At 69.4% G+C, this 24,204-nt stretch carries 25 protein-coding genes and 1 pseudogene; 5 read left to right on the top strand and 21 right to left on the bottom strand.

Annotated elements, in window-relative coordinates:
• The first annotated feature begins 6 nt into the window (after positions 1–6).
• The gene (locus PUT80_RS25190; protein ID WP_037808846.1) at positions 7–684 is read left to right on the top strand and encodes a DedA family protein; all 678 of its coding nucleotides are present in this window, start codon (positions 7–9) and stop codon (positions 682–684) included.
• 4 nt (positions 685–688) lie between these two features.
• Here the strand turns inward: PUT80_RS25190 and PUT80_RS25185 are convergent, their stop codons facing one another.
• From PUT80_RS25185 to PUT80_RS25150, 8 genes are all read right to left on the bottom strand, one after another.
• Positions 689–1,099 (bottom strand): VOC family protein, encoded by a 411-nt coding sequence (locus PUT80_RS25185; RefSeq protein WP_043834805.1) that lies wholly within the window; start codon positions 1,097–1,099, stop codon positions 689–691.
• Positions 1,100–1,231: 132 nt separating this feature from the next.
• Positions 1,232–1,975 (bottom strand): SDR family oxidoreductase, encoded by a 744-nt coding sequence (locus PUT80_RS25180; RefSeq protein WP_275293692.1) that lies wholly within the window; start codon positions 1,973–1,975, stop codon positions 1,232–1,234.
• 10 nt (positions 1,976–1,985) lie between these two features.
• Entirely contained in the window at positions 1,986–2,507 is a 522-nt protein-coding gene (locus PUT80_RS25175) for a hypothetical protein (protein ID WP_037808850.1), read from the bottom strand.
• A gap of 8 nt (positions 2,508–2,515) precedes the next feature.
• Positions 2,516–3,151: a nucleoside/nucleotide kinase family protein gene (locus tag PUT80_RS25170; RefSeq protein ID WP_009084950.1), complete on the bottom strand. Its 636-nt coding sequence runs from the start codon at positions 3,149–3,151 to the stop codon at positions 2,516–2,518.
• The gene (locus tag PUT80_RS25165; protein ID WP_134727762.1) at positions 3,148–4,014 is read right to left on the bottom strand and encodes a PfkB family carbohydrate kinase; all 867 of its coding nucleotides are present in this window, start codon (positions 4,012–4,014) and stop codon (positions 3,148–3,150) included. Before PUT80_RS25165 ends, PUT80_RS25170 begins: the two co-directional genes overlap by 4 nt.
• 7 nt (positions 4,015–4,021) lie before the next feature.
• Complete coding sequence (locus tag PUT80_RS25160) at positions 4,022–4,846, bottom strand: ATP-binding cassette domain-containing protein (protein ID WP_037808853.1); 825 nt, start codon at positions 4,844–4,846, stop codon at positions 4,022–4,024.
• Positions 4,843–5,832 carry an ABC transporter permease gene (locus PUT80_RS25155; RefSeq protein WP_009084957.1) on the bottom strand — a complete coding sequence of 330 codons (990 nt, stop codon included), beginning with the start codon at positions 5,830–5,832 and terminating at the stop codon, positions 4,843–4,845. Before PUT80_RS25155 ends, PUT80_RS25160 begins: the two co-directional genes overlap by 4 nt.
• On the bottom strand, positions 5,829–6,848 hold the full coding sequence (locus tag PUT80_RS25150) for a substrate-binding domain-containing protein (protein WP_037808854.1): 1,020 nt from the start codon (positions 6,846–6,848) through the stop codon (positions 5,829–5,831). Before PUT80_RS25150 ends, PUT80_RS25155 begins: the two co-directional genes overlap by 4 nt.
• 131 nt (positions 6,849–6,979) lie before the next feature.
• On the opposite strand from PUT80_RS25150, the gene PUT80_RS25145 reads away from it, so the two are divergent.
• Together PUT80_RS25145 and PUT80_RS25140 are read left to right on the top strand one after the other, a co-directional pair.
• Positions 6,980–8,002 carry a LacI family DNA-binding transcriptional regulator gene (locus PUT80_RS25145; protein ID WP_037808855.1) on the top strand — a complete coding sequence of 341 codons (1,023 nt, stop codon included), beginning with the start codon at positions 6,980–6,982 and terminating at the stop codon, positions 8,000–8,002.
• Positions 8,003–8,136: 134 nt separating this feature from the next.
• Positions 8,137–9,003: a substrate-binding domain-containing protein gene (locus PUT80_RS25140; protein ID WP_037808857.1), complete on the top strand. Its 867-nt coding sequence runs from the start codon at positions 8,137–8,139 to the stop codon at positions 9,001–9,003.
• Positions 9,004–9,006: 3 nt separating this feature from the next.
• Here PUT80_RS25140 and PUT80_RS25135 read toward each other — a convergent pair.
• From PUT80_RS25135 to PUT80_RS25080, 12 genes and pseudogenes are all read right to left on the bottom strand, one after another.
• Positions 9,007–10,008 (bottom strand): annotated as a pseudogene (locus PUT80_RS25135) (glycoside hydrolase family 76 protein); the annotation flags it as partial.
• A 460-nt stretch (positions 10,009–10,468) separates the two neighbouring features.
• Entirely contained in the window at positions 10,469–11,128 is a 660-nt protein-coding gene (locus PUT80_RS25130; RefSeq protein WP_037808860.1) for an RNA methyltransferase, read from the bottom strand.
• 16 nt (positions 11,129–11,144) lie between these two features.
• Positions 11,145–11,543, bottom strand: coding sequence for a DUF2784 domain-containing protein (locus PUT80_RS25125; RefSeq protein WP_037808862.1), 399 nt, complete (start codon positions 11,541–11,543; stop codon positions 11,145–11,147).
• Between the two features lie 266 nt (positions 11,544–11,809).
• Positions 11,810–12,082 carry a hypothetical protein gene (locus PUT80_RS25120; RefSeq protein WP_238603798.1) on the bottom strand — a complete coding sequence of 91 codons (273 nt, stop codon included), beginning with the start codon at positions 12,080–12,082 and terminating at the stop codon, positions 11,810–11,812.
• A 47-nt stretch (positions 12,083–12,129) separates the two neighbouring features.
• Entirely contained in the window at positions 12,130–12,432 is a 303-nt protein-coding gene (locus PUT80_RS25115; RefSeq protein ID WP_051728641.1) for a hypothetical protein, read from the bottom strand.
• Positions 12,429–12,791 (bottom strand): Asp23/Gls24 family envelope stress response protein, encoded by a 363-nt coding sequence (locus PUT80_RS25110; RefSeq protein WP_037808867.1) that lies wholly within the window; start codon positions 12,789–12,791, stop codon positions 12,429–12,431. The genes PUT80_RS25115 and PUT80_RS25110 overlap by 4 nt, the downstream gene beginning before the upstream one ends.
• Positions 12,788–13,345 (bottom strand): hypothetical protein, encoded by a 558-nt coding sequence (locus PUT80_RS25105; protein WP_043831552.1) that lies wholly within the window; start codon positions 13,343–13,345, stop codon positions 12,788–12,790. The genes PUT80_RS25110 and PUT80_RS25105 overlap by 4 nt, the downstream gene beginning before the upstream one ends.
• The gene (locus PUT80_RS25100) at positions 13,336–13,890 is read right to left on the bottom strand and encodes a sigma-70 family RNA polymerase sigma factor (protein WP_037808869.1); all 555 of its coding nucleotides are present in this window, start codon (positions 13,888–13,890) and stop codon (positions 13,336–13,338) included. The genes PUT80_RS25105 and PUT80_RS25100 overlap by 10 nt, the downstream gene beginning before the upstream one ends.
• A 92-nt stretch (positions 13,891–13,982) precedes the next feature.
• Positions 13,983–14,546 carry an orotate phosphoribosyltransferase gene (pyrE, locus tag PUT80_RS25095; protein ID WP_275293691.1) on the bottom strand — a complete coding sequence of 188 codons (564 nt, stop codon included), beginning with the start codon at positions 14,544–14,546 and terminating at the stop codon, positions 13,983–13,985.
• Positions 14,547–14,586: 40 nt separating this feature from the next.
• Positions 14,587–17,010 carry an ABC transporter permease gene (locus PUT80_RS25090; protein ID WP_343076902.1) on the bottom strand — a complete coding sequence of 808 codons (2,424 nt, stop codon included), beginning with the start codon at positions 17,008–17,010 and terminating at the stop codon, positions 14,587–14,589.
• Between the two features lie 14 nt (positions 17,011–17,024).
• A complete protein-coding gene (locus PUT80_RS25085; protein WP_238603795.1) occupies positions 17,025–17,771 on the bottom strand; it encodes an ABC transporter ATP-binding protein in 747 nt (248 codons plus the stop codon).
• 77 nt (positions 17,772–17,848) lie between these two features.
• Positions 17,849–18,616 carry an SDR family oxidoreductase gene (locus PUT80_RS25080; RefSeq protein ID WP_275293689.1) on the bottom strand — a complete coding sequence of 256 codons (768 nt, stop codon included), beginning with the start codon at positions 18,614–18,616 and terminating at the stop codon, positions 17,849–17,851.
• Positions 18,617–18,677: 61 nt separating this feature from the next.
• On the opposite strand from PUT80_RS25080, the gene PUT80_RS25075 reads away from it, so the two are divergent.
• The gene (locus PUT80_RS25075) at positions 18,678–19,547 is read left to right on the top strand and encodes a hypothetical protein (RefSeq protein WP_275293688.1); all 870 of its coding nucleotides are present in this window, start codon (positions 18,678–18,680) and stop codon (positions 19,545–19,547) included.
• Positions 19,548–19,787: 240 nt separating this feature from the next.
• Positions 19,788–22,982, top strand: coding sequence for an arabinosyltransferase domain-containing protein (locus tag PUT80_RS25070; RefSeq protein WP_275293687.1), 3,195 nt, complete (start codon positions 19,788–19,790; stop codon positions 22,980–22,982).
• A 54-nt stretch (positions 22,983–23,036) separates the two neighbouring features.
• Here PUT80_RS25070 and PUT80_RS25065 read toward each other — a convergent pair whose 3' ends face one another.
• Complete coding sequence (locus tag PUT80_RS25065; RefSeq protein ID WP_275293686.1) at positions 23,037–24,185, bottom strand: glycoside hydrolase family 88 protein; 1,149 nt, start codon at positions 24,183–24,185, stop codon at positions 23,037–23,039.
• Positions 24,186–24,204 lie beyond the last annotated feature (19 nt).

Here is a 24,204-nt window from a genome sequence, read left to right as displayed (position 1 = left end):
CTTCGCGTGAACCTCGACGCCGCCCAGCCCGCGCACGCCGCGGGAATCGGCCTGAGCTGGCTGGACACCGCCGGCCCGGTGCTCGTCTGGGTCATCGTGCTGTCGTTCGTGCTCATCGAATGCGCGCTCATCATCGGGCTGTTCCTGCCCGGCGATTCGCTGCTGTTCGGCGCGGGCGTGGTGCTCGCCCAGCACGGCTCGGACCTCAACGCGTGGCTGCTGTCCGCGGCCGCGTTGCTCACCGCCGTGGTCGGCAACCAGATCGGCTACTACATCGGCCGCGGCGCGGGCACCACGCTGATCGCCCGGCGCGGCGGGCGGATGCTCAACCGGCACAACCTCGAACGCGCGCAAGCTTTCCTGGACCGCAAGGGTTTCTTCGCGATCGTCGCGGCACGGTGGATCCCGTGGATCCGCACGCTGGCCCCGCTCATCGCGGGCGCCGCGCGGATGGATTCGCGGCGGTTCCTGCTCGCCACCACCGTCGGCGGGCTGCTGTGGGTGCCGACGCTGGTGCTGCTCGGCTACTACGGCGCGGGTCTGCTCGACGCCATCCCGTGGGTCAAGACCGCGGCGCTGTGGGTGAGCATCGCGTTCTTCGTGTTCGGCACCGCGTACGGCGTGCTGCGCTACCGCCAGGAAATGCGGCGTCCGGTCGACGAACCCGACGACGCGCACGCCTGATTTTTCAGGCCGGGTCGGACCAGACTTCCAGCTGGATGCCGTCCGGATCGCGGAACACGATCACCGCGGAACCCGCGAAGGTCTGCGATTCCGTCGCGGGCAGGTAGGAAACGCCGTATTCGCGCAGGCGGTCCTCCCATTCGGCGACCTCGGCCCGGGACGACACCGAGAACGCGACGTGGTCCAGACCAGTGCGTCTTTCGTCGAACGCGGGCCGTTCGGTGTCCGGATGCTGGACAAGCACCACGGAGAATCCGTCTCCCGCCGAACGCAGAACTACTTTGCGCACCCCGGTTTCCGGGTCTTCGCGCCGATGGCTTTCCTCGAGGTCGAGCACCCGGACGTACCAGGGAACACTTCGGTCCACATCGGTCACGGTGAGCGCCAGATGGTGCACAGACGTGAGCTTGGGCATGACTTTCGCGGCCGTCCTTTCAACCCCTCGTTCCAGACTCGCACACCGGTACGACCGCCACGGGCGAGTTCACCGAGTTCCGGGGTCAATCGTGATCTGCCCGTCGCCGGGCGTCTCACTGTCCGAGATGGATCAGCGGCCGCCGCCGACCTCGAGCACCGCGCCGACGGTGAAGGACGCCTCCGGGGACAACAGCCACAGCACGGCCGCGGCGATCTCTTCCGGCTGGCCAGCGCGTCCGAGCGGGATGACCGAGCTGAGTCGCTCGATCCGGTCCGGCATTCCCGCGGCGGCGTGCAATCCGGTCTCCACCAGGCCGGGAGACACGACGTTGACCCGGATTCCCTCGTCGGCGACCTCTCGCGCGAGGCCGAGGCTGAGCGTGTTGACCGCCGCTTTGGACGCCGCGTAGTGCACCCATTCGCCCGCCGACCCGTTCCGCGACGCCGTGGACGAGACGTTCACGATCGCTCCGCCGGACCCGCCGTAGCGCGTCGACAGCCGCCGCACCGCCTCGCGGCAGCACAGGAAAACCCCGGTGACGTTGATGTCCAGCACCCGGCGGACGGTCTCGACGCTCTGCTCGTCCAGCCTGCCGGGCGTGTTGCCGGTGACGCCCGCGTTGTTCACCAAGCCGACGAGCGGGCCCAGTTCGGCCGCCGCCGAAAAAAGGTCGCTGACCTGCTGTTCGTCGGACACATCGGCGCGGTGCGCAAGCGCTTGCGCTCCGTGGGACCGCACCCGTTCGGCGACCTCCTCGGCCGGGGCCGGGTCGCCGGAGAAGTTGACCACCACGTCGTAACCACGGGTCGCGGCCAGTTCGCAGATCGCCGCGCCGATGCCCCGGCTGCCGCCGGTGACGACCAAAACCCCCACGGGTCACTCCTTACGAACGAGGCTTGAGCGGCTCCACGAACTGGGCGTCGAGCCACCGCATCTGCGCCATCCACATCCACCACGTCGCGTCGTCCGGACAGTGCTGCCCGTCGACCGCTTCACCCCGCAGCCATGCTCCCAGCAGCGCGGTGATGGCCGTGCACACGTCGAGCAACGCGCGTCCCCACCACCACTGATGCATCGGGGTGTGCAGCTCGAGGACACCGCCGTGTTCCGGCAGCACCGACAACGCCCAGTCCAGCCGGGTCCGGACCTCGCTGAGCACCTCCGGTTCGAGCTGCGGTTCGCTGGTGGTCTCGCGCATCCGCTCGACCAGCAGCGCCAGCCTCGGATCCGGCCCCTGACCAGCGGGTTCGGACAGTCGGCGGTCGACCAGCGTCCGCAGCCCGTTCAGGTGCGTGCGCACGAGCGGGACATACGGCGGGTACAGCACGGCGATCCGGGCTTCGCCGGCCCGGTCCCAGGTGACCGCGCCGGCGTAGGGATCCGTCGTCGCCGGATCGTCGAACATCACCCTGCTCAGAGGGCGAAATTCGTCAGCGGCAGGTTCTCGAGCACCAGGTCGGCGCGGTCGCGGGTGTTCGCGATCAGGTCCGCGTTGCGCTGGTCGGAGCCGAGCGCGCGCTGCCGGGCCTCGACCAGCGAACGGCCGTAGCGCCGGTGCCGGGACACCAGCCGCTCGATCCGCTCCGGCTCGTCCGGCGCGAGGAACCACGCCTCGGTGAGGTACTGCCGCACGCCGCTCCACGGGTCGTCCGGAAGCAGCAGGTAGTTGCCCTCGGTGATGACCAGCTGCACCTCGGGAGCGACCGGGACGGCGCCGGCGATCGGCTCCTCGATCTCGCGGCGGAACTCCGGCGCGTACACCGTCTCGCGGCCCTCGGCGAGCCGGCGGATCAGGTGCACGTAGCCGGCCGCGTCGAAGGTGTCCGGCGCGCCCTTGCGGTCGGTGCGGCCGAGCCGCTGCAGTTCGACCTGGGCCAGGTGGAAGCCGTCCATCCCGACGACCGCGGCCCGCGAGCCGAGCGCGTTGGCGATCGCCCAGGCCAGCGTGGTTTTTCCGGAGGCGGGCGCGCCGATGATGCCGAGCACGTGCCGTTCCCGCGGTTTGGCCAGCTTCTCGGCCCGCGCCAGCAGATCCTCGAACGCCGTCATCGCACTCCCTCTTCTCTGCTCTTCGCCAGTTCCCCGACCGGCCCCGTCCACGAACGCGGACCGACATGCCGGACCCGTTCCGCTGCCACCGCGTTCGCGTATCCGATCCAGTCGGCGACCGCGCCTTCCCGCGTCGCGACCGCGTACGCGAGCGCACCGTGCCACACGTCTCCGGCCCCCAGGGTGTCCCGCGCTTCGACGAGCGGCACGGGGACCTGCCCAGAGTCTTCCGTAGTGCTCCAGGCGACCGGCTCCGGGCCCGCCGTCGTGATCGTCACTGACACTCCGCGTTCGGCCAAACTCGGTGCGGGAGCACGGAACCGCGCGGAACAGGCTGCCACGTGGACCAGTGGCAGCAACTGGTCCAGTACCGGTTTCCAGCTGCCCGCGTCGAGGACGACCGGCACTTCGCGGGCGCGGGCTTCCTCGGCGACAGCAAGCGCTAGCTCGGGATGATGCCCGTCGACGAGGACCGCGTCCACGCGCTCGAAAATCTGGGTGAGGTCAGGCAGTTCCAGTGGCTCGTCGGAGGCGGCGTTGCGGGAGACGACGGTGCGTTCGCCGTCGCCGTCCCGCACCACGACCGCGCTGACCGGCGGCGCCTGCGCACGTTCCGGAGCGAGGTCGACCAGATCGACGCCGCAGGCTTCGAGGTCAGCCCGGGCGAGCGCGGCCAGCGGGTGCGCACCGAGAGCCGTCACAAGAGTCGCTTCGGCCCCGAGCGCCGCGACGGTCACCGCGGCGTTCGTCGCCGGCCCACCGGCCGCGACATCCACCTGCAGCGACTGCACTTTCTCGCTCGGCTCCGGGAATTCCGCGACCCGCTGTACGACATCGACGGTGCACAACCCCGCCAGCAGCACTCGCACGTCAGGTCAACCCGGCGTGCGTGGTGGACGCGACCTCGACGACCTCGCCGTTGTCGTCGAGCTTCAACGCACCGGTGAGCAGGCCGACCACCTGGTTCATGCTGTGCGTCTTCGGCGTCACCACGGCGACGCGCTTGCCGAGCCGGTGCACGTGGATGCGGTCGGCGATTTCGAAGACGTGCGGCATGTTGTGGCTGATCAGCACCACCGGCAGGCCGCGGTCGCGGATCCGGCCGATCAGTTCCAGCACCTTCGCGGATTCCGCGACGCCCAGCGCGGCCGTCGGCTCGTCCATGATCACCGCTTTGGTGCCGAACGCCGCCGCGCGCGCCACCGCGACGCCTTGCCGCTGCCCGCCGGACAGCGTTTCCACCAGCTGGGTAATGGATTTGACCTTGATGCCGAGGTCGTCCAGGATCCGCTGCGCCTCGGTGCGCATGGTCGCGCTGTCGAGCTTGCGCAACCCGATGCCGAACGGTCCCTTCAGCCGCTTTTCCCGGCCCAGAAACATGTTCGACGCGATGTCCAGCGCCGGCGCGACGGCCAGATCCTGGTACACCGTCTCGATTCCGTAGTGCCTCGCGTCCAATGGGGACTTGAAGTGGACCGTCTTGCCGTCCACTTTGATCTCTCCGGCGTCCGGCACCACCGCACCGGACAATGCCTTGATGAGACTGGACTTCCCGGCCCCGTTGTCGCCGACGACGGCGAGCACTTCGCCGGGGTAGAGATCGAAATCGGCGCCGTCGATGGCGGTGACCCGGCCGTAGCGTTTCACCAGGCCGCGCGCGGAAAGGGTCGGCTGCTGCTCGTTCGAGGAAGTCATGACTGCTGCTGCCTCCGTGCGATCCGGTCCACGACCACCGCGGCGATCAGCAACGCGCCGGTCGCCAGGTCCTGGTAGTTGCCGTCCACGCCCATCTGCGTCAGCCCCGAACGCAGCACGGCGACGACCAGCGCGCCGAACAGCGTGCCCAGCACCGAACCGCGTCCGCCGAACAGGCTCGTGCCGCCAAGCACCACCGCGGTGATCGAGTCGAGGTTGCCGAGCTGGAACTGGTTCGGGTCGGCGTTCGGCGTGCGGCCGAGCGCCTGCCACGCGGCGATGCCGAAGCACAGCCCGGCGACGAGGTAGACCGACAGCACGGTGCGGTTGACCTTGATCCCGGACAGCCGCGCGGACTCCGGCGCGTTGCCGACGGCGTAAACGTGCTTGCCCCACGCGGTTTTCGTGAGCGCGTACCAGACGGCGAGAAACATGAGCAGCGCGAGCGTCATGCCGTAGGTGATCGGGATGCCGCCGAAGAGGTACCGCTTCGTGCCGAGCCAGGTGAGCAGTCCGTCGGACACCGGAACCGCCTGGCCGCCCGCGATCAGCTTCGCCACCGCGGTCAGGCCGGTGAACGTGCCGAGCGTGATGATGAAGGCGGGCAGCTTGATCCGCGTCGCCAGCGTGCCGATGAACAGGCCGACCACGACGGTCAGCGCGACTCCGGCAAGCAGGGCGAAGAAAACGTTCGTGACCGCGGCCAGTTTCGCCATCACCAGCGTCGCCACGACCATCGACGACGCGTTGGAAAGGTCGATGCCCGCGATCAGGATGATCAGCGTCTGGCCGAGCGCGAGCGTGCCGACCACCAGCGACTGCTGGACCACTGTGGACAGATTGTCCAGGTCGAAAAAGGTGTCCGTGGCAAAGGAAAACACCAGGACCGCCACGACCAGCGCCAGCGCGGGACCGACCGCGGGGGCGCGCAGGAAGAACTCGCCGAGCGTCTCGCGCTCGCGGTTGTTGACCGTCGCGGTCGTCATTTCCCGCCTCCCCAGCAGTTCTGCAGACCCCAGGCGGTGTCCTTGCTCGGCACCCCCGGCATCGGGTGGTCGGTGATCGCGGTCGAGCCGGTGTTGACGAACCCGCTCGGCTTCTTGCCGGTCTTCGCGTACTCGACCGCCGCGAGCACGCCCTGTTCGGCCATCTTCCGCGGGAACTGCATCACGGTGACGGCGAACTGGCCGTTCTTGACGTTCTGCACGCCCTCGCAGCCGCCGTCGATCGAACCGACGGTGAGCTGGTTGGTGAGGCCGCGCGCTTTGAGAGCCGCGTACGCGCCGCGGCCCATCGGCTCGTTCATCGTGTACACCGCGTTGAGGTCGGTGGTGCGCTGGAGGAGGTTCTCCATGCCCTGCTGGGCGAGGCTCTGGTCGCCGTTGGCGTTGGTGTGGCCCTTGATCTCCGGCGCGCCGTCCTTGAGCCCGATGCCCTTAAGGAACCCGCCGTGCCGCTGGGTGTCGACCGAACTGCCCGCGGTGCCGTCGACCATCAGGAGCTTCGGGTCCGCGCCCTTCAGCGCCGCCTTGACGTACGCGCCCTGCTGCTCGCCCGCCGCGAAGTTGTCGGTGGCGAAGGTGGCGTCGACCGCGTCCGGCGGTTCGGTGGCGGTGTCGAGGGCGATCACCAGGATGCCGGCGTCGCGGGCGTCCTTGATGGCCTTGAGCACGCCGGTGGACGAGCTCGGCGTGATCAGGATGGTGTTCACGCCCTGCTGCATCAGGTTCTCGATGGCGCGCACCTGACCGTCGTTGTCGCCGTCGAACTGCCCGGCGAGCGCGCTGAAGTCAGCGCCGTTGGCCTTGGCCGCGGCGGCCGCGGCGCTGCGCAGTTCGACGAAGTACGGGTTGGTGTCGGTCTTCGTGACGAGGCCGACCTTGGCCTTGCCGCTGCCGCCGGTTTTGGAGCTGCCGCCCCAGTGGCGTTCGACGGTGCACCCGGCGGTGGAGACCGCGACAGCGGCCGCCAAGGCGAGTGCGGTGAGACTCCGGTGTCTCATGGAGATGCCCTCCGAATCGAGGTGCGAGCTTGCCGATGGACGGGAAGGTAGACAGACTCATGCCATGACGCAAGCGTTTGCGCAAACGCTTGCCAACGCTCCTGGTTTCGCTCTCTCGATAAAGGACAGACATGCCGCGACCCCGCTCCGCCCGCCCGACCCAGCGCGACATCGCCGAAATGGCGGGCGTGTCGATCACGACGGTCTCGCACGTCGTCAACGGCACGCGGGCGGTGGCCGAGGAGACGAAAGCCGCGGTGCTGCGCGCGATCGAGACCACCGGGTACACCGGCGACGCGATCGCGCGCTCGCTGGTCACCGGGGGTACGCGGTCGATCGGGATGGCGATCTCGCTGGTCGCGAACCCGTACTTCGCGGCGCTGATGCACGCGATCGAGCGGGAGGCGTCGGCAAACGGATACACCGTGCTGCTGGCGGACACGCACGACACCGCGGGGACCGAACGGGACGTGGTGCGCGCGCTGCGGTCGCGCCGGGTCGACGGGCTGCTGATCACGCCCGCACCCGGCGACGGGTCGGTGCTGGGCGAGCTGGTGTCGCTTGACGTGCCGACCGTGCTGATGGACCGGCTCACCACCCGGACCGACATCGACCAGGTCGGCGCGGAGAACATCCAGGCGACGTCGGCGCTGACCGCGCATCTGGCGTCGCTGGGCCACCGCCGGATCGGGATGATCTCCGGCGCGCCCGGGCTGACGACGAGCGACGAACGCGTGCTGGGCTACCGGCTCGGCCTCGGCCGGTCAGGATTGAGCTGGTCGCCTGACCTGGTGGCGTGCGGACAGTCCTCCCGCGACGGCGGCGGCTTGGCGTTGAGCACGCTGCTGGCGCTGCCGGATCCGCCGACCGCGCTGGTGGTGGCCAACGACAGCATGATGGTCGGCGTCCTGCACGAGGCGCGGCGACGGGGTTTGCGGATCGGCCAGGACCTGCCGGTGGTGGTGTACGACGACGTCGAATGGGCCGACCTCGTCGACCCGCCGCTGACGACGATGGCCCAGCCGATCGACGAAATCGGCCGCCGGGCGGTGCAATTGCTGCTCGCTCGACTGGCGGATCCCGGCCGACCGGCCGAGACTGTGCGGTTGCCGCCGACCTTGCGGCACCGAGCTTCGTGCGGGTGCGCGTCGTGACTGCCCCGCGTAACCAGGCTCGCGGCCGTTCACTCACCTCAGTGATTCTCGGGACCCGATCGTCTCGGACCCTCTCTGGTGCGGCCCGACAGTGGCTACTGTTGGGTAGGTATCGACGACGAGGGCCATGAAAAATGACCGTTCTGGCGCCGGAGGTCCCCCACTGGGACCTGCCGGTCACCCATCGGTTCGGGGTGGCATTGGGGAGGCACGCCAGCCCGTACCACGACCAGCTGCTGCGTGCCATCCGCGGCGCTGCCGCGCGGGCGGGTTGCGACCTGCTGCTGGCCGACACCAGCGACTGTCCGCGCGCGGAAGCCGAAGTGCTGCGCGCGCTGCAGGCGGACCGGATCGATGGCGTCCTTCTGGTGCCCGCGCCCGGTGACGAGGCGGTCGTGAACGGTCTCGTGCGGACTGGTGTGCCGACGGTCCTGGTCGACCGGATCGCCGGCCGCAACGACGTCGACCAGGTCGGTTCGGAGAACTTCCAGGCCATGTCCGCACTGGTCGAACACCTGGCCGCGCGACGGCACCGGCGGATCGCGTTGATCACCGGCACCGAAGGCACCACCGTCAGCGAAGAACGCGCCCTCGGTTACCGCCTCGGCCTAGGCCGCGCCGGGCTGCGCTACAACCCGGAGCTGGTGGCGTCCGGCCAATCCACCGCAGGCGGCGCGGCCCGAGCTGCCGCGAAACTCCTGGACGGCTGGCCCTCGCCGACTGCCTTGGTGGTCGCTGGCGAGGCGATGCTGATCGGCGTGCAATGGGAGGCACACCGCCGCGGCATCCGGATCGGATCGGAACTGGCGGTCGTCGGATACGGCGACATGGACTGGGCACGCACGGTTTCCCCTGGCGTGACGACGATGGCACAACCCATCTCGGAAATCGGCCGCCGGGCAGTGCAGTTGCTGCTGGCGCGCTGCCGCGAGCCGGAGCGCCGACCGGAGTCCGTCCGCCTCGCGCCACGGTTCCTGCACCGCGCTTCGTGCGGCTGCTGAGTTTCACAGGGTTGCCGCGGCCTCCAGCAGCATCCACCCTCCAATTTGGACAGACAGATCCCGCTCCGCCTTGCCCGGCGGGTTCGGGGCTGGCTTGTCCCAGTACGCGCTGAACAACGGTCCGGTTTTCTCTTGTGCCGCACCGTTCCAGCATGCTTCCGCTGATTTTTGGACCAGCCTTTTCGCTGCTTCGGCTTCCGGCCTGGGCAGTTTGTTGGCCTTGTTGGCCGCGAGCGCGAGGTAACGGGCGGCGATCGCCGAGAAGAGCCCGCCGTCGCCTCCGTCTGATCCCGGGAGAATCCCTTGTGGTGCCAGGTGTTTCTCCACCGCACGGATCGTGCGTGCCGCGTCTTCCCAGCGGGACTGCTCCAGGCATGCGCCGAGGTAAACCCCTTGGCAGTACGAGAAAATATGCTTGACCACTTCGCCGGTGTCCGCCCGGATCCCGTCCCAGACCAAGCCGGTCTCCGGGTCTACGAGGGTGTCGGTGAGCCATTGCGTCATGGCACCGGCGCGTTCTTGATCACCCGTCCGAGCGTGAAAGATAGCGGCAGGCCCGTTCGCGGGGGTATTCTTGAAGGAGTCGCCGCGCCGCCACCAAATTCCCCCGCCAAGGTCTTCTGTCCAGCCTTCGTGCAGCCGTTTGCTGATCGCCTCGATCGGTTCGTCCACTGTGGATAGTTGGAGTTGACGCACTCGCTGCAGCGCGAGCCCTAGCCAGGCTATGTCGTCGTAGTAGTCGTTTACCCAGGAACCGAAATTGCGCCGGTGCACCGTCGCGATGAAGCGGTCGATCAGCCGCGCGCGTTCGTCGGTGGGCTGACGGAGCTGCGCGTCGACGAGACTGTCGAGGAGATGGGCCTGCCACCAGTAGTTCCAGTGCCAGTGCAACCGCTGACTAATGGTGGGCGGCCACCCACTCCGACCTAGGACGGTGCCCGGGAGAGCCCATAGGCGGCGGAGGTGTCGGGCGCAGACCGCCTGTTCGGCTGAGGCGGCGCGTTCGAGTGCTGCGGCACGCTCGGCTGAGGCGTGGCTCTCGGCTGCCGCGGGTTGCTCGCTCGCTGCGGCACGCTCGGCCGGTGCACCCTCAGCCACCGCCGCCGCGGTGCGCTCGGCCGGGTCGATTGCGTCATTGGCTTGGTCGACTGTGCGCTCGGCCGGTGCCGCACGCTCAGCGGGATTCGCCGCGCCCGCAGCCGCATTCGGCGTGCGACCGGCAGAGTCGTCCGAGGGCGATGCGGCAGGGCCGGGCGCATCGCCACGCGCAGCAGAATCGGCGGGCTCGGCTGGATCGGCGGTCATGACCTGATTCTGCCTGCGCTGCGGAGAACTTGCCTCTCTACGCACACTCCCGTCTGAGCCGCGCGATCGGCGCTAGGCCTGGGTTCTCGTGAGCGGCTATGCCGGTTCTAACCGGCGCAGCCACTCACGAAGCACCCCATCGGTGGCAACCCGCCGGGAGTCACCAAGCCTTGGAGAGGTCCGCATGCTGTCGGATCCACGCGTGCATCACGATTCCGGCCGCAACTCCCGCGTTGATCGACCTTGTGGTGCCGAACTGGGCGATGGAGACCACTTTCGCCGAGTCCGTCTGTGCGGCTTCGGACAGACCAGGGCCTTCCTGACCGAACAGCAGCAGGCACTTCCGGGGCAGTTCGGCGGTTTCCACCGGCTCGGCGCCGGGCGTGTTGTCCACCGCTACCACCGTCAAACCCTCCGCGGTGGCGAATTCCAGCAGCGTCGCGACGTTCTCGTGGTGGCGGAGGTGCTGGTAGCGGTCCGTCACCATCGCGCCTCGGCGGTTCCAGCGGCGGCGGCCCACTATGTGCACTTCCGCGGCGGCGAAGGCGTTCGCAGTGCGGACGACCGTACCGATGTTGTGGTCGTGCTGGAAGTTCTCGATCGCGACGTGGAACGGGTGCCGTCGGGTGTCCACATCGGACACGATTGCTTCGCGGCGCCAGTAGCGGTAGGCGTCGACCACGTTGCGGCGGTCGCCGTTGGCCAGGAGTTCGGGGTCGTAGCGCGGGTCGTCCGGCCAGGTGCCTGGCCAGGGGCCTACGCCTACCTCCTCGCGGTTCACCCACTCGGTGGGGCCTGCTTCGGGTTGTTCCGTCGTCACGAAGGACGATTCTCGCTCAGCCGAGGCTGACGCCGTGCGCCGGACTGTCGTCGTGGCGGTGGCGCCACCTCAGGTAAGCACCCAGGTACGAGATCACCAGCACCGCCAGGGCCACCACGACCACCACTGGCAGCAGCGAGCGCGGGATCACCGTGCCGTAGAGGTAATACGCGTTGAACCCGCCCGGCAGGTCGCCGAGACCCTGCTGATGCCGGAAGAAATCCTCCAGCGCGGTGAGCGGGCACGGAATCGGCGTGACATTGACCAGCACGCCCCACACCGCGAAGAAAATGTGCACGAAAACGACCTTCGGCCACCGCCACGCGAGGAAGCCGCCGAAGCCGATGAAGAGCAGGGCGAGGATGTGCACCGCCACGGTGACATCGGCCAGAACATGCGCGACCGTCGTGTCCACCTTCGCCCCCTTCCCAGTGCACCTACCAGCGACGTTACTCCGATTACCCGTCCAGGGAGCGGGAAATAGGGGGACCTGATGTGATGTTCGACCCACCGGAGCAACGAGTTCACCCGGCAGGTAACGGAGGGATCACTCCGGGTAGGAGACGGGGCGGAACACCCCGCACGAAGGGACCCGACGCGCCGTAAATGACTTCGTTCCGTGCACGCGAATCGCCGGAGAAAACGGGGGAAAAGCGGGTTGACGAACGCGGAAGAAGGACCTCAGGCCGGCGAGCCGGTGCCGCCGAAACCCGGCCATAGGGTGACCCCATTGAGCTTGAGGTCGTTGGGCAGTTGGCCGTCGCGGCCCCCGTCCGCCGTCGTCCAGACGACCTCGGAGTCGGGGTAGAGAGTCACCACGAAGCCCACGTCAGCGGGGTGCGCGTACTCGATCGAGAGCACGTCGTCGACGCTGAGCACGACTTCGTCGCCATAGGGTTCGACGTTCCAGGTCCGGGGCTTGTCGTCGTTGTTGGTCACCTGGATCCGGATCATCCGCGCCCTCCCGTGGCTCGAAGCCGACGATACGCGGAAAAGGGCGTTCAGCCAGTGAACGCTGCTCCGTCGATGTCCGTCACGACGAGGCGGATGGTTGCGTCCGCCCACTCGGTCCCGTCGAGTACCTTGCGCACCTGGGCTTCGGCGGCCGACAGCAGGGGCGGCAGCGGCAACCGCAGCGCGACCACCCGGATCTCCACCGATTCCGCGGTCAGATCCACTGACCCGCCAGCGGGATCGGTCGGCAGCCAGCTGATTTCCGCGGCCACGCTCGTCGCGGGGCGGAGGCCGTCGACGGCCGACAGGGCGTCGGCGAGTCTTCCGGTCAGCGAACGCGGATCGGTCACTTCCGCCCCACTTCGATGTCCAAAATGGACACTCGGACGGCGTCCACGGAGCGGCCGGTCTGCGCGAGGACTTCCCGGAACACCGCGCGCTGCACCGCGCGGCCCACGGCGGCGGCCTGGTCCGCACCCGAGATGACCACGTCGACCTCGACCGTCAGGCTGTCCTCGTGGGCACGGACCCGGACGCCGTCCGCGGGAGCCGGTTCCAGGCCCTTCCAGCGTTGCCTGGCTTCGCGGGCCCACGCGGTCGCCAACCCGCGCAGGCCGGGTTCCAGGCGCACGACTCCGGCGGTTTCGGCGGCCGCGCGGGCGGCAACGCTCGCGATCACCGGGGCGGCGATCACGTATTCGGCGGTCATTCCCCGTCCTCGTACACGTCTTCCACCAGCAGATCCAGGCTGACCAACGAAATACCCACCCGCGAGGTCGCGGCAGCGGACACCAGTTCTCGTACGCGGGCCAACGTGTCAGCGCCGCTGGTGTTCCCCAGTCGCGCCGCGAGGGTGAGTTCGACCTCGACCTGGGCCGCGCCCGACGAATCGACGCCGACCTTTCGCACTCGCACCCGGCGGGCGCGGACGTCGCCGGCAGAATCGGCCGCATAGCGGAGCACGACCGCGACGGCTTGTTCGCTCACTTCGACCGAACCCGGTTCGGCGGCGGCGAGATCCAGCATCTGACCGCGGCGCACCTCAGCACGGACGGCCGACATGATCCGGCCGAACAGGTCCGGCGGGGTCGGGTCGGGCTCGTCGATCAGTTCCTGCGTCGCCGAGCGCAGGGCCAGCAGGCTTTCCCGCGCGGTGCGGCAGTGGACGCACTCCGCCTGGTGGTCGTCGGACTCGTCCAGGTTCTCCCAGAGCGTTTCCAGTTCCCGGCCGCACGGCAGTTCGTAGTCCTGGTTCACCTCCACGGCTTCATCACCTCCGCCAGCTGCGCACGGGCCCGGGCGATGCGCCCCCGGACCGCGGTGGGGTTCGCGCCGACGATCTCGCTGATCTCGTCGTACGACCGGCCGTGCACTTCACGCAACAGCCAGCACGCCCGTTGCTGCGGGGTGAGCGTCTGAAGCGCCTCGTCGAGCGCCGCGAGCTGACCGCTGACCTGCACCGCGTGCTCCGGCTGCGTGTCGCGGCGCGGCGATTCGGCCAGGTCGAGATCGACGTCGGCCTGCGGGCGGCGCGCCCGGATCACGTTGAGACAGCGGTTGGTCGTTCCGCGGTACAGCCAGCCGACGAACGCGTTGTCGTCGTTCAGCTGCGCCAGCTTCCGCCACGCGCCGAGGAACGCTTCCTGCACTACGTCCTCGGCGTCGCCGCGGTGATGCAGCATTTTCAGGGCGAGCCGGAACATCGGGCCCTGATAACGCTGCACGAGCTGTTCGTACGCGCGCACGTCGCCGTCTCGCGCACGGCCGACGAGGGTGGCGTCGTCGAGCGGGACACTGGTCGTGGTCACGGCACCCCCTTCCGTCAGGGGGACACCGCGTGGCGGGCATTCGTCACGCACGCATTGTGGGTGACTGTGCTCACTTCCGCTCGGTTGACTCCTCAGCTGAGCCCGAGGTCGTCCTTGCTCAGCAGGTACCGGTACTCGAGCCCGGCCTTCTCGATGGCTTCCCGCGCGCCGGTGTCGCGGTCGACGACCGTCGCGACGCCGACCACGGTGGCCCCGCCTTCGCGCAGCGCCTCGACCGCGGTGAGCACGCTGCCGCCGGTGGTGGAGGTGTCCTCGACGGCCAGCACCCGCTGCCCGCGCACCTCCACGCCCTCGATCCGGCGCTGCATCCCGTGTTCCTTGACCGCCTTGCGGACGACGAACGCGTCGAGCACCACGCCCTCGGCGGCGGCGGAGTGCAGCATCGCCAGCGCCACCGGGTCCGCGCCGAGGGTGAGCCCGCCGGTCGCGACGTAGTCCCAGTCAGCGGTGAGCTGCCGCAGCAGCTTGCCGATGAGCGGGGCGGCCGCGTGCTGCAGCGTCGCCCGCCGGAGGTCGACGTAGTAATCGGCTTCCTTGCCCGAGGCCAAGGTGACCTTGCCGTGCACGACGGCCAGTTCGCTGACCAGCCTGGCCAGTTCGAGCTTCGCAGTTTGATCCAACCCGGGGTACGCCACGGCCGAGAGTCTTACACACGGCACCGACAACTTCCGCGCGTCACTCCCCGGTCGCGACGGCCGTCACCGGACGCGTCCGCGTCGCCACCCAAGCGGGCAGGACCGCGGCGACCAAGGCGAGCACGATCGCAGTCGCGATGATCACCAGGTAGATGGAGATCGGCCCGTCCGGCAGCACCCGTCCGGTAGCCACGAGGCAGAACGGCACGATCGCGCCCGCGGACACCACAGTGCCCAGCAGGATGCCGATCGCGGCGATCAGACCGCCCTCGCTCGCGGCCATCCGCAGCACCTGGCCGCGGGTGAAACCGCCGAGGCGCTGCAGCCCGAACTCCCGCCGCCGTCGTGAAGTCGCCATGACCAGGGTGTTCACCACGGAGATCACCGTGTAGCCGACGATCATGCCGACCAGCAGGTAGTTCACCCACGCGCCGGTCTCGTCGTTCTTGGCGTTCGCGGCGGCCAGCGTGCTCCGGTCACCGACGGACACCGGGAGACCGGCGGTCGCGGCGGTCAGGCTGCGCGTCAGCCGGGCCTGGTCGACGCCGGGTTCGGCGCGGACGAGCACCTGCCGGGGGAGACCCGCGGCAGTGTGCGCGGCGAGCAGGTCGGCGGGCAGGAGAAGCTGTTCGGCACCGTCTCGCTGATGCACGATCGCGACGATGCGAAGGGTCCGGTCGCTCCCGTCGCCTAGACGGAGCGTGACGGAATCGCCGACGGACCGGGAGACTTCGGCGGCGTCGGGCAACGCGATCGTGTCGCCTTTGAGGTCGGCGAGATTGCCTTGCACGACCGTGGCCGCGTTGATCGTCGCGTCGGTGAGGCCGAGCGTCGGGTAACCCTTCTTGGTCTGGTTCTCGTCGAACGGCGCGGTGATGAACGCGCGACTGCTGACGTACGACGAGACCGCCGCGACGCCGTCCGCGTGCCGGACACGGTCGAGGGCCTCCGGAGTAATTCCAGTGGGGCCCGCGACGACCGCGTCGGCGCGGAGGTCTTCGGCGAAGGCTTGCGCGGAAGCGGCGGTGGTCATGGTCTGCAGATAGATGTTGGCGGTCGCGATGCCGACGGCGAGCATGATCGGCGTGACCGCGCCGGCCACCCGGGTGGCCGCGTTGCGCGTGTTGGTGATCGCCAGCCAGCCGGTGACGCCGCTGATCAGCCGCATCGGGCCCTGCAACAGGATCGCGGTCAGCTTCGTGACGCCCGGGCTGATCATCGCGACGCCGATCGCCCACAGCATCACTGCCGGACCCGCCGTGCTCGCCGCGATGGGTCCCGTCATCACCGCGAGCGTGACGATGCCCAGCGCGGTCCCGCCGCCGAAGCACAGCAGCGCGACGATCAGCCGCACTGGAGTCAGCCAGCTCCGCGGCACGGAGGCCTCGGCGAGCGCCTCGGTCGGCCGGATGCGACCGACCCGGAATCCGGCGACCAGCGCGGAAATCCCGACCGCGAGCAGCGTCGCGCCCGCCGCGATGATCATCGGGATCCAGCCCTGGTGGAACTGCACCTCGGGCGAGATGAACCCGCCCGAGGTGAACTGTTCGAACAGCCATCGGCCGAATACCGGACCCAGCGCGGCCGCGACTCCGGTCGCGAGCACGCCGATGACCAGCGCTTCGCCGAGAACCATGCGCCGCAACTGCCGCGGTGTCGTGCCGATCGCGCGCAGCAGAGCCAATTCCCGCTGCCGCTGGCGCACCGACAGCATCAACGTGCTGGCGATGACGAACACCGCGACCGAAATCGACAGTCCGCCCGCGACACCGGCCAACGGGATCAGCCGCCCGCCGCTCGTTTGCGCCTCCGGGAATTCAGCGAGTCCGCGCTCATCCCCAGTCAGCACAGACACCCCAGGCCCGAGGTGCAACGCGGCCGGATTGTCAGTGACGACGCCGAAGTAGTCGACTTTGCCGGGGTGGCCGGAGAGCTGATCGGCCACGTCGTCGGCGAAGAACACGTCGGAACCATCAACCGTCCGAGCGACGCGGTAGTGATTGATCGTCCCTTGCACCGCAAGGTCGACCGTCGCGCCAGCCGACGCACCGCTGGCGGCGGGCAGCACCACTTCGCCGTCTCGCGGCGCGGGTCCGGGCAGCCGAGCGGACTCCCAACCGTGCGCGACGAGAGGCTGTTTGCCCAGCGATACCGGGAAATTCACCTCACCGACCACAGTGGACACACCGGGCGTCGCGCGGATCGTCTCCGCCAGCGACCGGTCCAGCCGGACCCGCTCGGAGAGCGCGACCGACTGCGTCTTGGGCTTGTCGGGATGCTTCTGCAGCTCGAAATCCTGTTGTCCGGCAACAACTGCCGTCGCCCAAGCCAGCCGGTTCGGCGGCGTGGCGGACCGGATCCCGGTCTCCATCAGACCGGCGCAGGCGGACACGATCACCGCGCCGAGGAACGCGGCCACGAACGCGGCGATGAACCCGCCGGTGCGGAAACGCAAGGTGCGCAAGGCAAGACTGAACATCAGAAGCCGCCCACCGGCGTCCGGTCGGCCCAGGCGCCGAGGTGCGTCATGCGTTCGGCGACCGCCGTCGCGGTCGGCCGGTGAAGCTCGCCGGCGACGCGGCCGTCCGCGAGGAAGACGACGCGATCCGCGTAGGAGGCGGCGACCGGGTCGTGCGTCACCATCACGACGGTCAGCCCGCCGCGCACCGATTCCGAGAGCAGGCCGAGGATTTCACTCGCGGTACGGGTGTCCAGCGCGCCGGTCGGCTCGTCGGCGAACAGCACGGCCGGGCGGCTGACCAGCGCGCGGGCGATCGCCACCCGCTGCTGTTGACCACCGGACAACTGACCCGGCAGGTGCTTGCGCCGGTCGCCCAGCCCGACGTGCCCGAGCATCTCGGCGACGCGGCGGCGGTCCGGACGACGACCGGCCAGCCGCAGCGGCAGCACGACGTTCTGCTCGACGGTCAGCGCGGGCAGCAGGTTGAACGCCTGGAAGACGAACCCGACCTTGTCCCGGCGCAGCTTCGTGAGCCGCGTTTCGGAGAGCTTGCCCAGTTCCTGGTCGTCGAGCAGGACCGAACCGCTCGTCGGCCGGTCGAGTCCGGCCGCGCAGTGCAGGAACGTGCTCTTGCCCGAGCCCGACGGGCCCATCACCGCGGTGAACCCGCCGCGCGGGAAGGACAGGCTCACCCCGTCCAGTGCCGTGACCCGGCCGTATTCCTTGCGGACGGATTCGAGCCGCACCGCTTCCCCAGTCGCCATGGGGAAAACGCTATGGCCTGCCGGAGGAAAACACCCTGGGGCGCACACGCCGGGACGGGGTAGGGCTGTCCCTACCGCTAGGTGCGGCGGCGGTTGCCGAACCCGCCGGCGAGCTTGCGCAGCACCGGACGCGGCAGCAGTCCGCCGATCCCGACCAGGGCCTTGTACTGCAGGCTCGGCACCGAGATCACCTTGCCGCGGCGCAGGTCAGCGAGGGCTTCGTCGACGACCTGGGCCACGTCGAGCCAGAACGCCTTCGGCCCCTCCCGCCGCAGCCCGGCGCGCTCGTGGAACTCGGTGTGGGTGAAACCGGGGCACAGCGCCATCATCCGCACGCCCTTCGGCAGCGACATCGCGATGCCCTCGGTGAACGACGTGACCCAGTTCTTGCTGGCGGTATACGTCGAGCCGCGGCCGGAAAAGAAGCCCGCGACGCTGCTGACGTTGATGATGTCGCCGCGGCCGCGCTCGACCATGCCCGGCAGCGCCGCCCGGGTCAGCTGCAGTACGGCGGTCACGTTGACGTCGAGCTGACGCTGCAGGTCCTCGGCCGGGATCTCCCAGAACTCGCCGCTCAGCCCGAACCCCGCGTTGTTGACCAGCAGGTCGACCGGCCGGGTTTCGAGCAGCTCAGCGACCCGGCCGCGACCGTCCACTTCGGACAGATCGGCGGACAGCACGGTCACGTCGACGCCGTGCTCCGCGCGCAGCTTCTCGGCCAGCGCGGTCAGCCGCTCCTCGTCCCTGGCGACGAGGACGAGGTCGTGCTTCTCGGCGGCGAGCCGGCGCGCGAATTCCGCGCCGATGCCCGCGGTGGCTCCCGTGATCACAGAACTGGTGGTCATGTGGGTGAAGCTACCCGTTTTTCAGCTGCGTTTGCGCTGGTGGCGCAGTATGGTCCGGCGCATGGGCAAGCACACCAAGCGGACGCCCGGATATCTGCCCCGGATGGCCGCCGGTGCGGCGCCCCTCGCTCTGTTGCTCGCCGGCCCGGCTGCGGCGCTGGCGGACACCCCGCGCGGGGGACTGCCGCTGGAGGAGCACCAGCACGGTTCCTCCTCCGACCTCCAGTTCACCCGCGACGAGGCGCTCACGACGCGCGATCTGCCCGCGTCCGCCGCGTCGAACCTGCACCAGGCGCTCGCTCCGGACGCCGCCGGCCAGTCCCAGACGCACGACCTGCGTCTCGGCGAGGCAGGCCGCGCGTTCACCGGCAACGACCTCGGCGCGCACCACACGCAGCCGTTCGACGGTGCACACGTAGCCGGTCTGGACCAGTCCATGCGGCACGGCGTCCGGCTGCCGCAGGGCGTCGAAGCGCTCTCCAGCAGCAAGACCGGCGCCGAGTCGGGCCTGGCCGGCCGATTCTCCGGCGACCTGATGAGCGGCAGCCGCGTCGAACGCACCTCCGCGGACGCCGTCGACCTCGGCCCGGCGGGCTCGGTGGTCGCGAACTCCGACGAAAGCGTGCTCGGCCAGTTCACCGGCAAGCTCGACGTCGCGCGGCTGGAGTCCGCCGAGCGGCACAGCGTGTCCGGCGACCTCGGCCCGGTGCACACGCTGGCCGCGACGAGCCAGTCGACCGCCGAGCGCACCGAGCGGTTCCACGGCGAACTGTCGGCCGCGGACATCGCGGCGGCGCGGGCGAGCACCGCTTCTACCGTGGGTGTCCCGGTTACCCGGAGCCAGCACGTGGGCGCCGAGGTGCTCGGAAATCCGGTCATCGACAACGGATGGACAGTTTCCGGGCCGCCGTTCACTTTCTCGCCCGGCTGAGTTCACCGCCGGGCCGGGTCCGCTTTCGGCAACCGAGTCCGGACCGTTTCCGGATCGTGAAACGGCCCTCGGCCGAAGCCGTCGTGAGCTGCGGGGCGTCACCCGTTCGCCGTAACGAAGGCCGCGTTTCCTTTACCCACCGTGGCGGTTCGGCGGGCGAATCCGGGCTCGACCAGGTGGCGCCGCCACCGGGAGAGTCCCCAGCGGGAGGCCCGCATCCGCTTGGATAGCCTGCTGGGCGTGGTCGACCTCGAATCCGCTGCCGCCGAATCGGCGTCTCCGACAGCTGCCGGCAAGAGCAAAGCCGGGCGTCGGGCGCGGCTGCTCGCTGCGGTTTTCGGAATCGCCGGCGCGATTCTCGCGATCGCGATCCCGTTCCTGCCCGTCACGCTCGAGCAAACCACCCTCGACTGGCCGACCGCACAGGGCGGCACCAGGGCGGTGTCCGCCCCGCTGACCGCGCAGGCGCCGATCTCGCTCGACGCGAAGGTCTCGTGCACGACCGCGCGGGCGCTCGACGCGCGCACCGACGGCAACGCCGTGCTGTTCAGCACCAACCCGCCGAACTCCAGCATCGGCACCGTCACCGGGATGGCCCTGCAGGTCGGCGACGGTCAGCTCACGCTTTCCTCACAGGGCCAGCAGCTCGGCGCGGCCCCGATCGGCGAGGGCGACTGCACGATCACGGTGCATTCCGACCCGAAGCACACGACCGCGTCCGTCGGCGGCACCCACCTGGCGGACGTCAGCGACGACCACCGGCCGCAGCTCACCGGCTTCTTCTCCGACCTCAACAACCAGGACGACACGCACGGCCTCTCGGTCTCCGCGCAGGTCGACAACCGCTGGGCCAGCACCGCGACCGGCATCAAACTGGCCGCCATCGTGCTGTCGGTGCTCTGCTTCATCGGCGCGGTGCTCGCGCTGTACCGCCTCGACCGGCTCTCCGGCCGGCGCGCGCCCCGGCTGGCCAAGCGCGGCTGGTGGAAGCTGAAATTCCTCGACATAGCCGTCCTCGGCACGCTCGGCGTCTGGTGGCTGATCGGCGCGATGACCGCCGACGACGGCTACTTCACGACCATGGCGCGCGTCCGCGGCGACGCCGGGTACATCGGCGAGTACTACCGGTGGTTCGCCGCGCCGGACGCGCCGATGGCGTGGTTCGTCGACATCTACGCGGCCATGACCAAGGTCAGTTCGCTGACGCCGTGGATGCGGCTGCCGTCGCTGTTGATGGGCGTCGCCTGCTGGATGCTGATCAGCCGGGGCGTGCTGCCCCGGCTCGGCAGGCAGGTGCGGATCAGCAGCGCGGCCGGCTGGGCGGCGGGCGCGGTCTTCCTCGCGTTCTGGCTGCCCTACGACAACGGCCTGCGCCCGGAAAACCTGGTCGCGCTGCTGTCGCTGATCACCATCTGCGCGGTCGAACGCGCGGTGGCGACCCGGCGGCTCGGCCCGGCGGCGGTCGGGCTGACCGTCGCGGCGCTGTGCGTTTCGGTCAACCCGCACGGGCTGATGGCCGTGCTGCCGTTCGTGGTCGGGCTGAAACCGCTGGCGAAGATCGTGCTCCGGCACGCCCGCCAGTTCGGCTGGGTGCCGGTGCTCGCGCCGGTCGCCGCCGCCGGACTGGTGATCCTCGCGCTCATTTTCTGCGACCAGACGCTGAGCGGCGCGCTCGAATCGGTGCGGCTGCGCTCGTCGCTCGGGCCGACCGGGGCCTGGTACAACGAGCTGGACCGCTACACAATGCTGTTCAGCAACGGCCCGGACGGTTCGATGACGCGCCGGTTCCCGGTGCTGTTGATCTTCCTCTGCCTGGCGACCTGCGCGGTCGTGCTGCTGCGGCGCGGCAACATCCGCGGCGCCGCGCTCGGCCCGAGCCGCAGGCTGCTCGGCATCAGCGCACTGTCCTTTGTGGTCCTCGCGCTCGCCCCGACCAAGCATTCGCACCACTTCGGCATGCTGGTCGCGGTCGGCGGTCCGCTCGCCGCGCTCACCGCGTTGTCGACGAGCACGACCGTGCTGCTGTCGCGCCGCAACCGCGCGGCGTTCTTCGCCGGGCTGATGGTGATCGTCGCGCTGGCTTCGACCGGGCCGAACGCCTGGTGGTACGTCTCGGCGTGGGGCGTGCCGTGGTTCGACCTCCCGCCGCAGGTGTTCGGCATCAAGCTGAGCACGATGGCGCTCGTGGCGGCCGCGGTCGCGCTGGCGATCGCGGCGATCGAGCACATGAAGCACAACGAGCACGAACCGTTCGTGCCGCCCGCGCCGGTGCCGCGGTCCGACCTGGAAAACCGCGGCCGGGCGCTGCGGCTCGGGCTCGCGCCGCTGTCGACGGTGTGCGCGATTCTCGTGCTGTTCGAGATCGGCAGCATCGCCAAGGGCATCCAGAAGCGCTGGGACACCTACAACATGGGTGCCGACAACATCCGCCAGCTCGCCGGGAAGAGCTGCGGGCTGTCCGACTACATCAAGGTCGAGCGCGATCCGAAGGCCGGCATTCTCGAAGCCGCGCCGCAGCAGCCGCAGAACGCCGCGCCCGGCTGGCAGGTGCCCGCAGGCGCCGACCGCGGGACCACACCGCAGGAATGGCTGACCAGCACCCAGAAGGGCTTCGTCACCAACGGCGGGCTGCCCACGGACGACAAGTGGAAGCCGCCGCACGGCTTCGGCAAGGACGCCGCGCCGATCTGGGGCAGCTACCACGAGTCCGGCGACGGCGCGGGCGACCTGCGCACCCAGTGGTACTCGATCCCGGAACGCGCGCGCGACGGCTCGGTGCCGATCGTGGTCGCGCTCGCCGGCAAGACCGAGGACCCGAACGGGCTGACCGCCGAATTCGGCAAGAACACCCCCGCCGGGTTCGAGGTGCTCAGCCGCGAGAAGCTCGACGCGAAGAAGAAGGACACCGACTGGCGGGACGCGCGGGTCAGCGTGCCCGACGGTGCTGACCAGGTACGGATCGTGGCGAAGGGCCGCGGACTCGGCAGCGAGGGCTGGGTCGCGTTCAGCGCGCCGCGGGCGCCGAAGATCGCGAAGATGACCGACGTGGTCGGGAAGGACCCGGTGTTCCTGGAGTGGGCCGCCGCCGCGCAGCACCCGTGCCTGCGCCCGTCCTCGATCCACAACGGGATCGCCGAGATGCCGAAGTACCGGATCAGCGCGGGCGACGACCTGCGCACGGTCGGCCGTTACTGGTCTTCGCCCGCGGGCGGCGGACCGTTCGTGTGGATGAACGCGAGCGTCCAGATGGAGGCCTTGCCGACGTACCTCGAAGGCGACGTCGACCGCGACTGGGGGACGTTGTACGAGGTGACGCCCGACGTCGCGAACGCGCTCCCGGCTTCGGCGGCGCTGCATCAGCAGTCGGTGACGCACTCCGGGTTGTGGTCGCCTGGGCCGCTGGCCAAACCCGCCAACCCGACCGGCGAGACGTAAACCAGCTGTGTCGCGAAGGGCCCCTTGAGCTGCTCAAGGGGCCCTTCGCGCTTTTCAGCAGCGGTATCGGGTGAACTGCTCGTTCATGATCAGAAACGCGCCGAGCCCGTGGAAGTCGTTCGTCAGCCGCTTCCGCGCGAAGTAGAACTTCAGGTCCCCGACGTTCGTCCCCTCGCAGATGTCGGTGATATTCGTCAGCCCGTCCGACCCGATCGACACCTTCTGCAGCACTCCCGCATAGCCGCGCTGGGCGACCGAGGCGTAAGAAGCGGGCAGATATCCGCGCTCGATGCCCCGGGAGACGGTGAACGCGTACATCGAGGACGCAGACGTCTCCAGCCAGTTCCCGTCGTCCCCGCCGTGGTCGACGACCTGGTACCACCGGCCGGTCCGCGGATCCTGGAACCGGCGGTATCCCTCGGCGAGGAACTGGACGATCCCGACCAGCTCCGGCCTGCGGGGATGGTCGGCGGGCAGCACCTCGAGGATGTCGATCGCGGCCATCCCGAACCAGCCGATCGCGCGGGCCCAGTGGAAGCTGGAGTGCTTGCCGGGCCCGGTCGCCCACGGCTGGGTGCCGCTTTCGTCGTAGGCGTGGTAGATCAGGCCCTTCGCGGGTTCCTTGAGGTGTCCGAAGTAGACGGACAGGTTCTTGGCGGACTCCTCATAGCAGTACGTCGGGTCGTGGAAAACCTTGCCGTACAAGGCGAGGAACGGCTGCGCCATGTACACGCCGTCGCCCCACAGCTGGTGCTGACGGCTGACCGCGTGCCACATCCCGCCGTCGCTCGTGCGCGGATAGGTCTCGAAGCGTTTGCGCAGCTGATCGGCGGCCTTGCGGTACTTGGCGTTGCCGGTTTCGTTGTACAGCAACGGAAGCATCTGGCAGGCGCGCATCGAGTCGAGGCTGCTGAAGCTGTTGGAGATGCCGTCGTCGGTGATGAACCGGTCGTACCAGGCGACGAGGTAGTCGAGGTATTTGCGTTCCTTGGTTCGCCGGTAGAAGAGGTACTGGCCGTAGAAGTAGAGGCCGAGCGGATAGCTCCAGCCGCCGATGGACGCCGGGGTGTAGCGCTTCATGGTGGAGTCGATGACGGCGCGGGACCAGTCGCGCGCGCCCGCGGCCGCCGCGACCCCGGGCAGCGCGAGCGAGCCGAGCGCCGCCGCGGTCCCGGTCAGTACCGATCTTCTCGAGAGGGACATGCGGGTGTCCTTCCTGCTG

The sequence above is a fragment of the Amycolatopsis sp. La24 genome, from assembly GCF_029087445.1.
Classification (GTDB): domain Bacteria; phylum Actinomycetota; class Actinomycetes; order Mycobacteriales; family Pseudonocardiaceae; genus Amycolatopsis; species Amycolatopsis nivea.
Note: the sequence above shows the minus strand (reverse complement) of the source record. Positions and strands in the feature narration are given on the sequence as shown.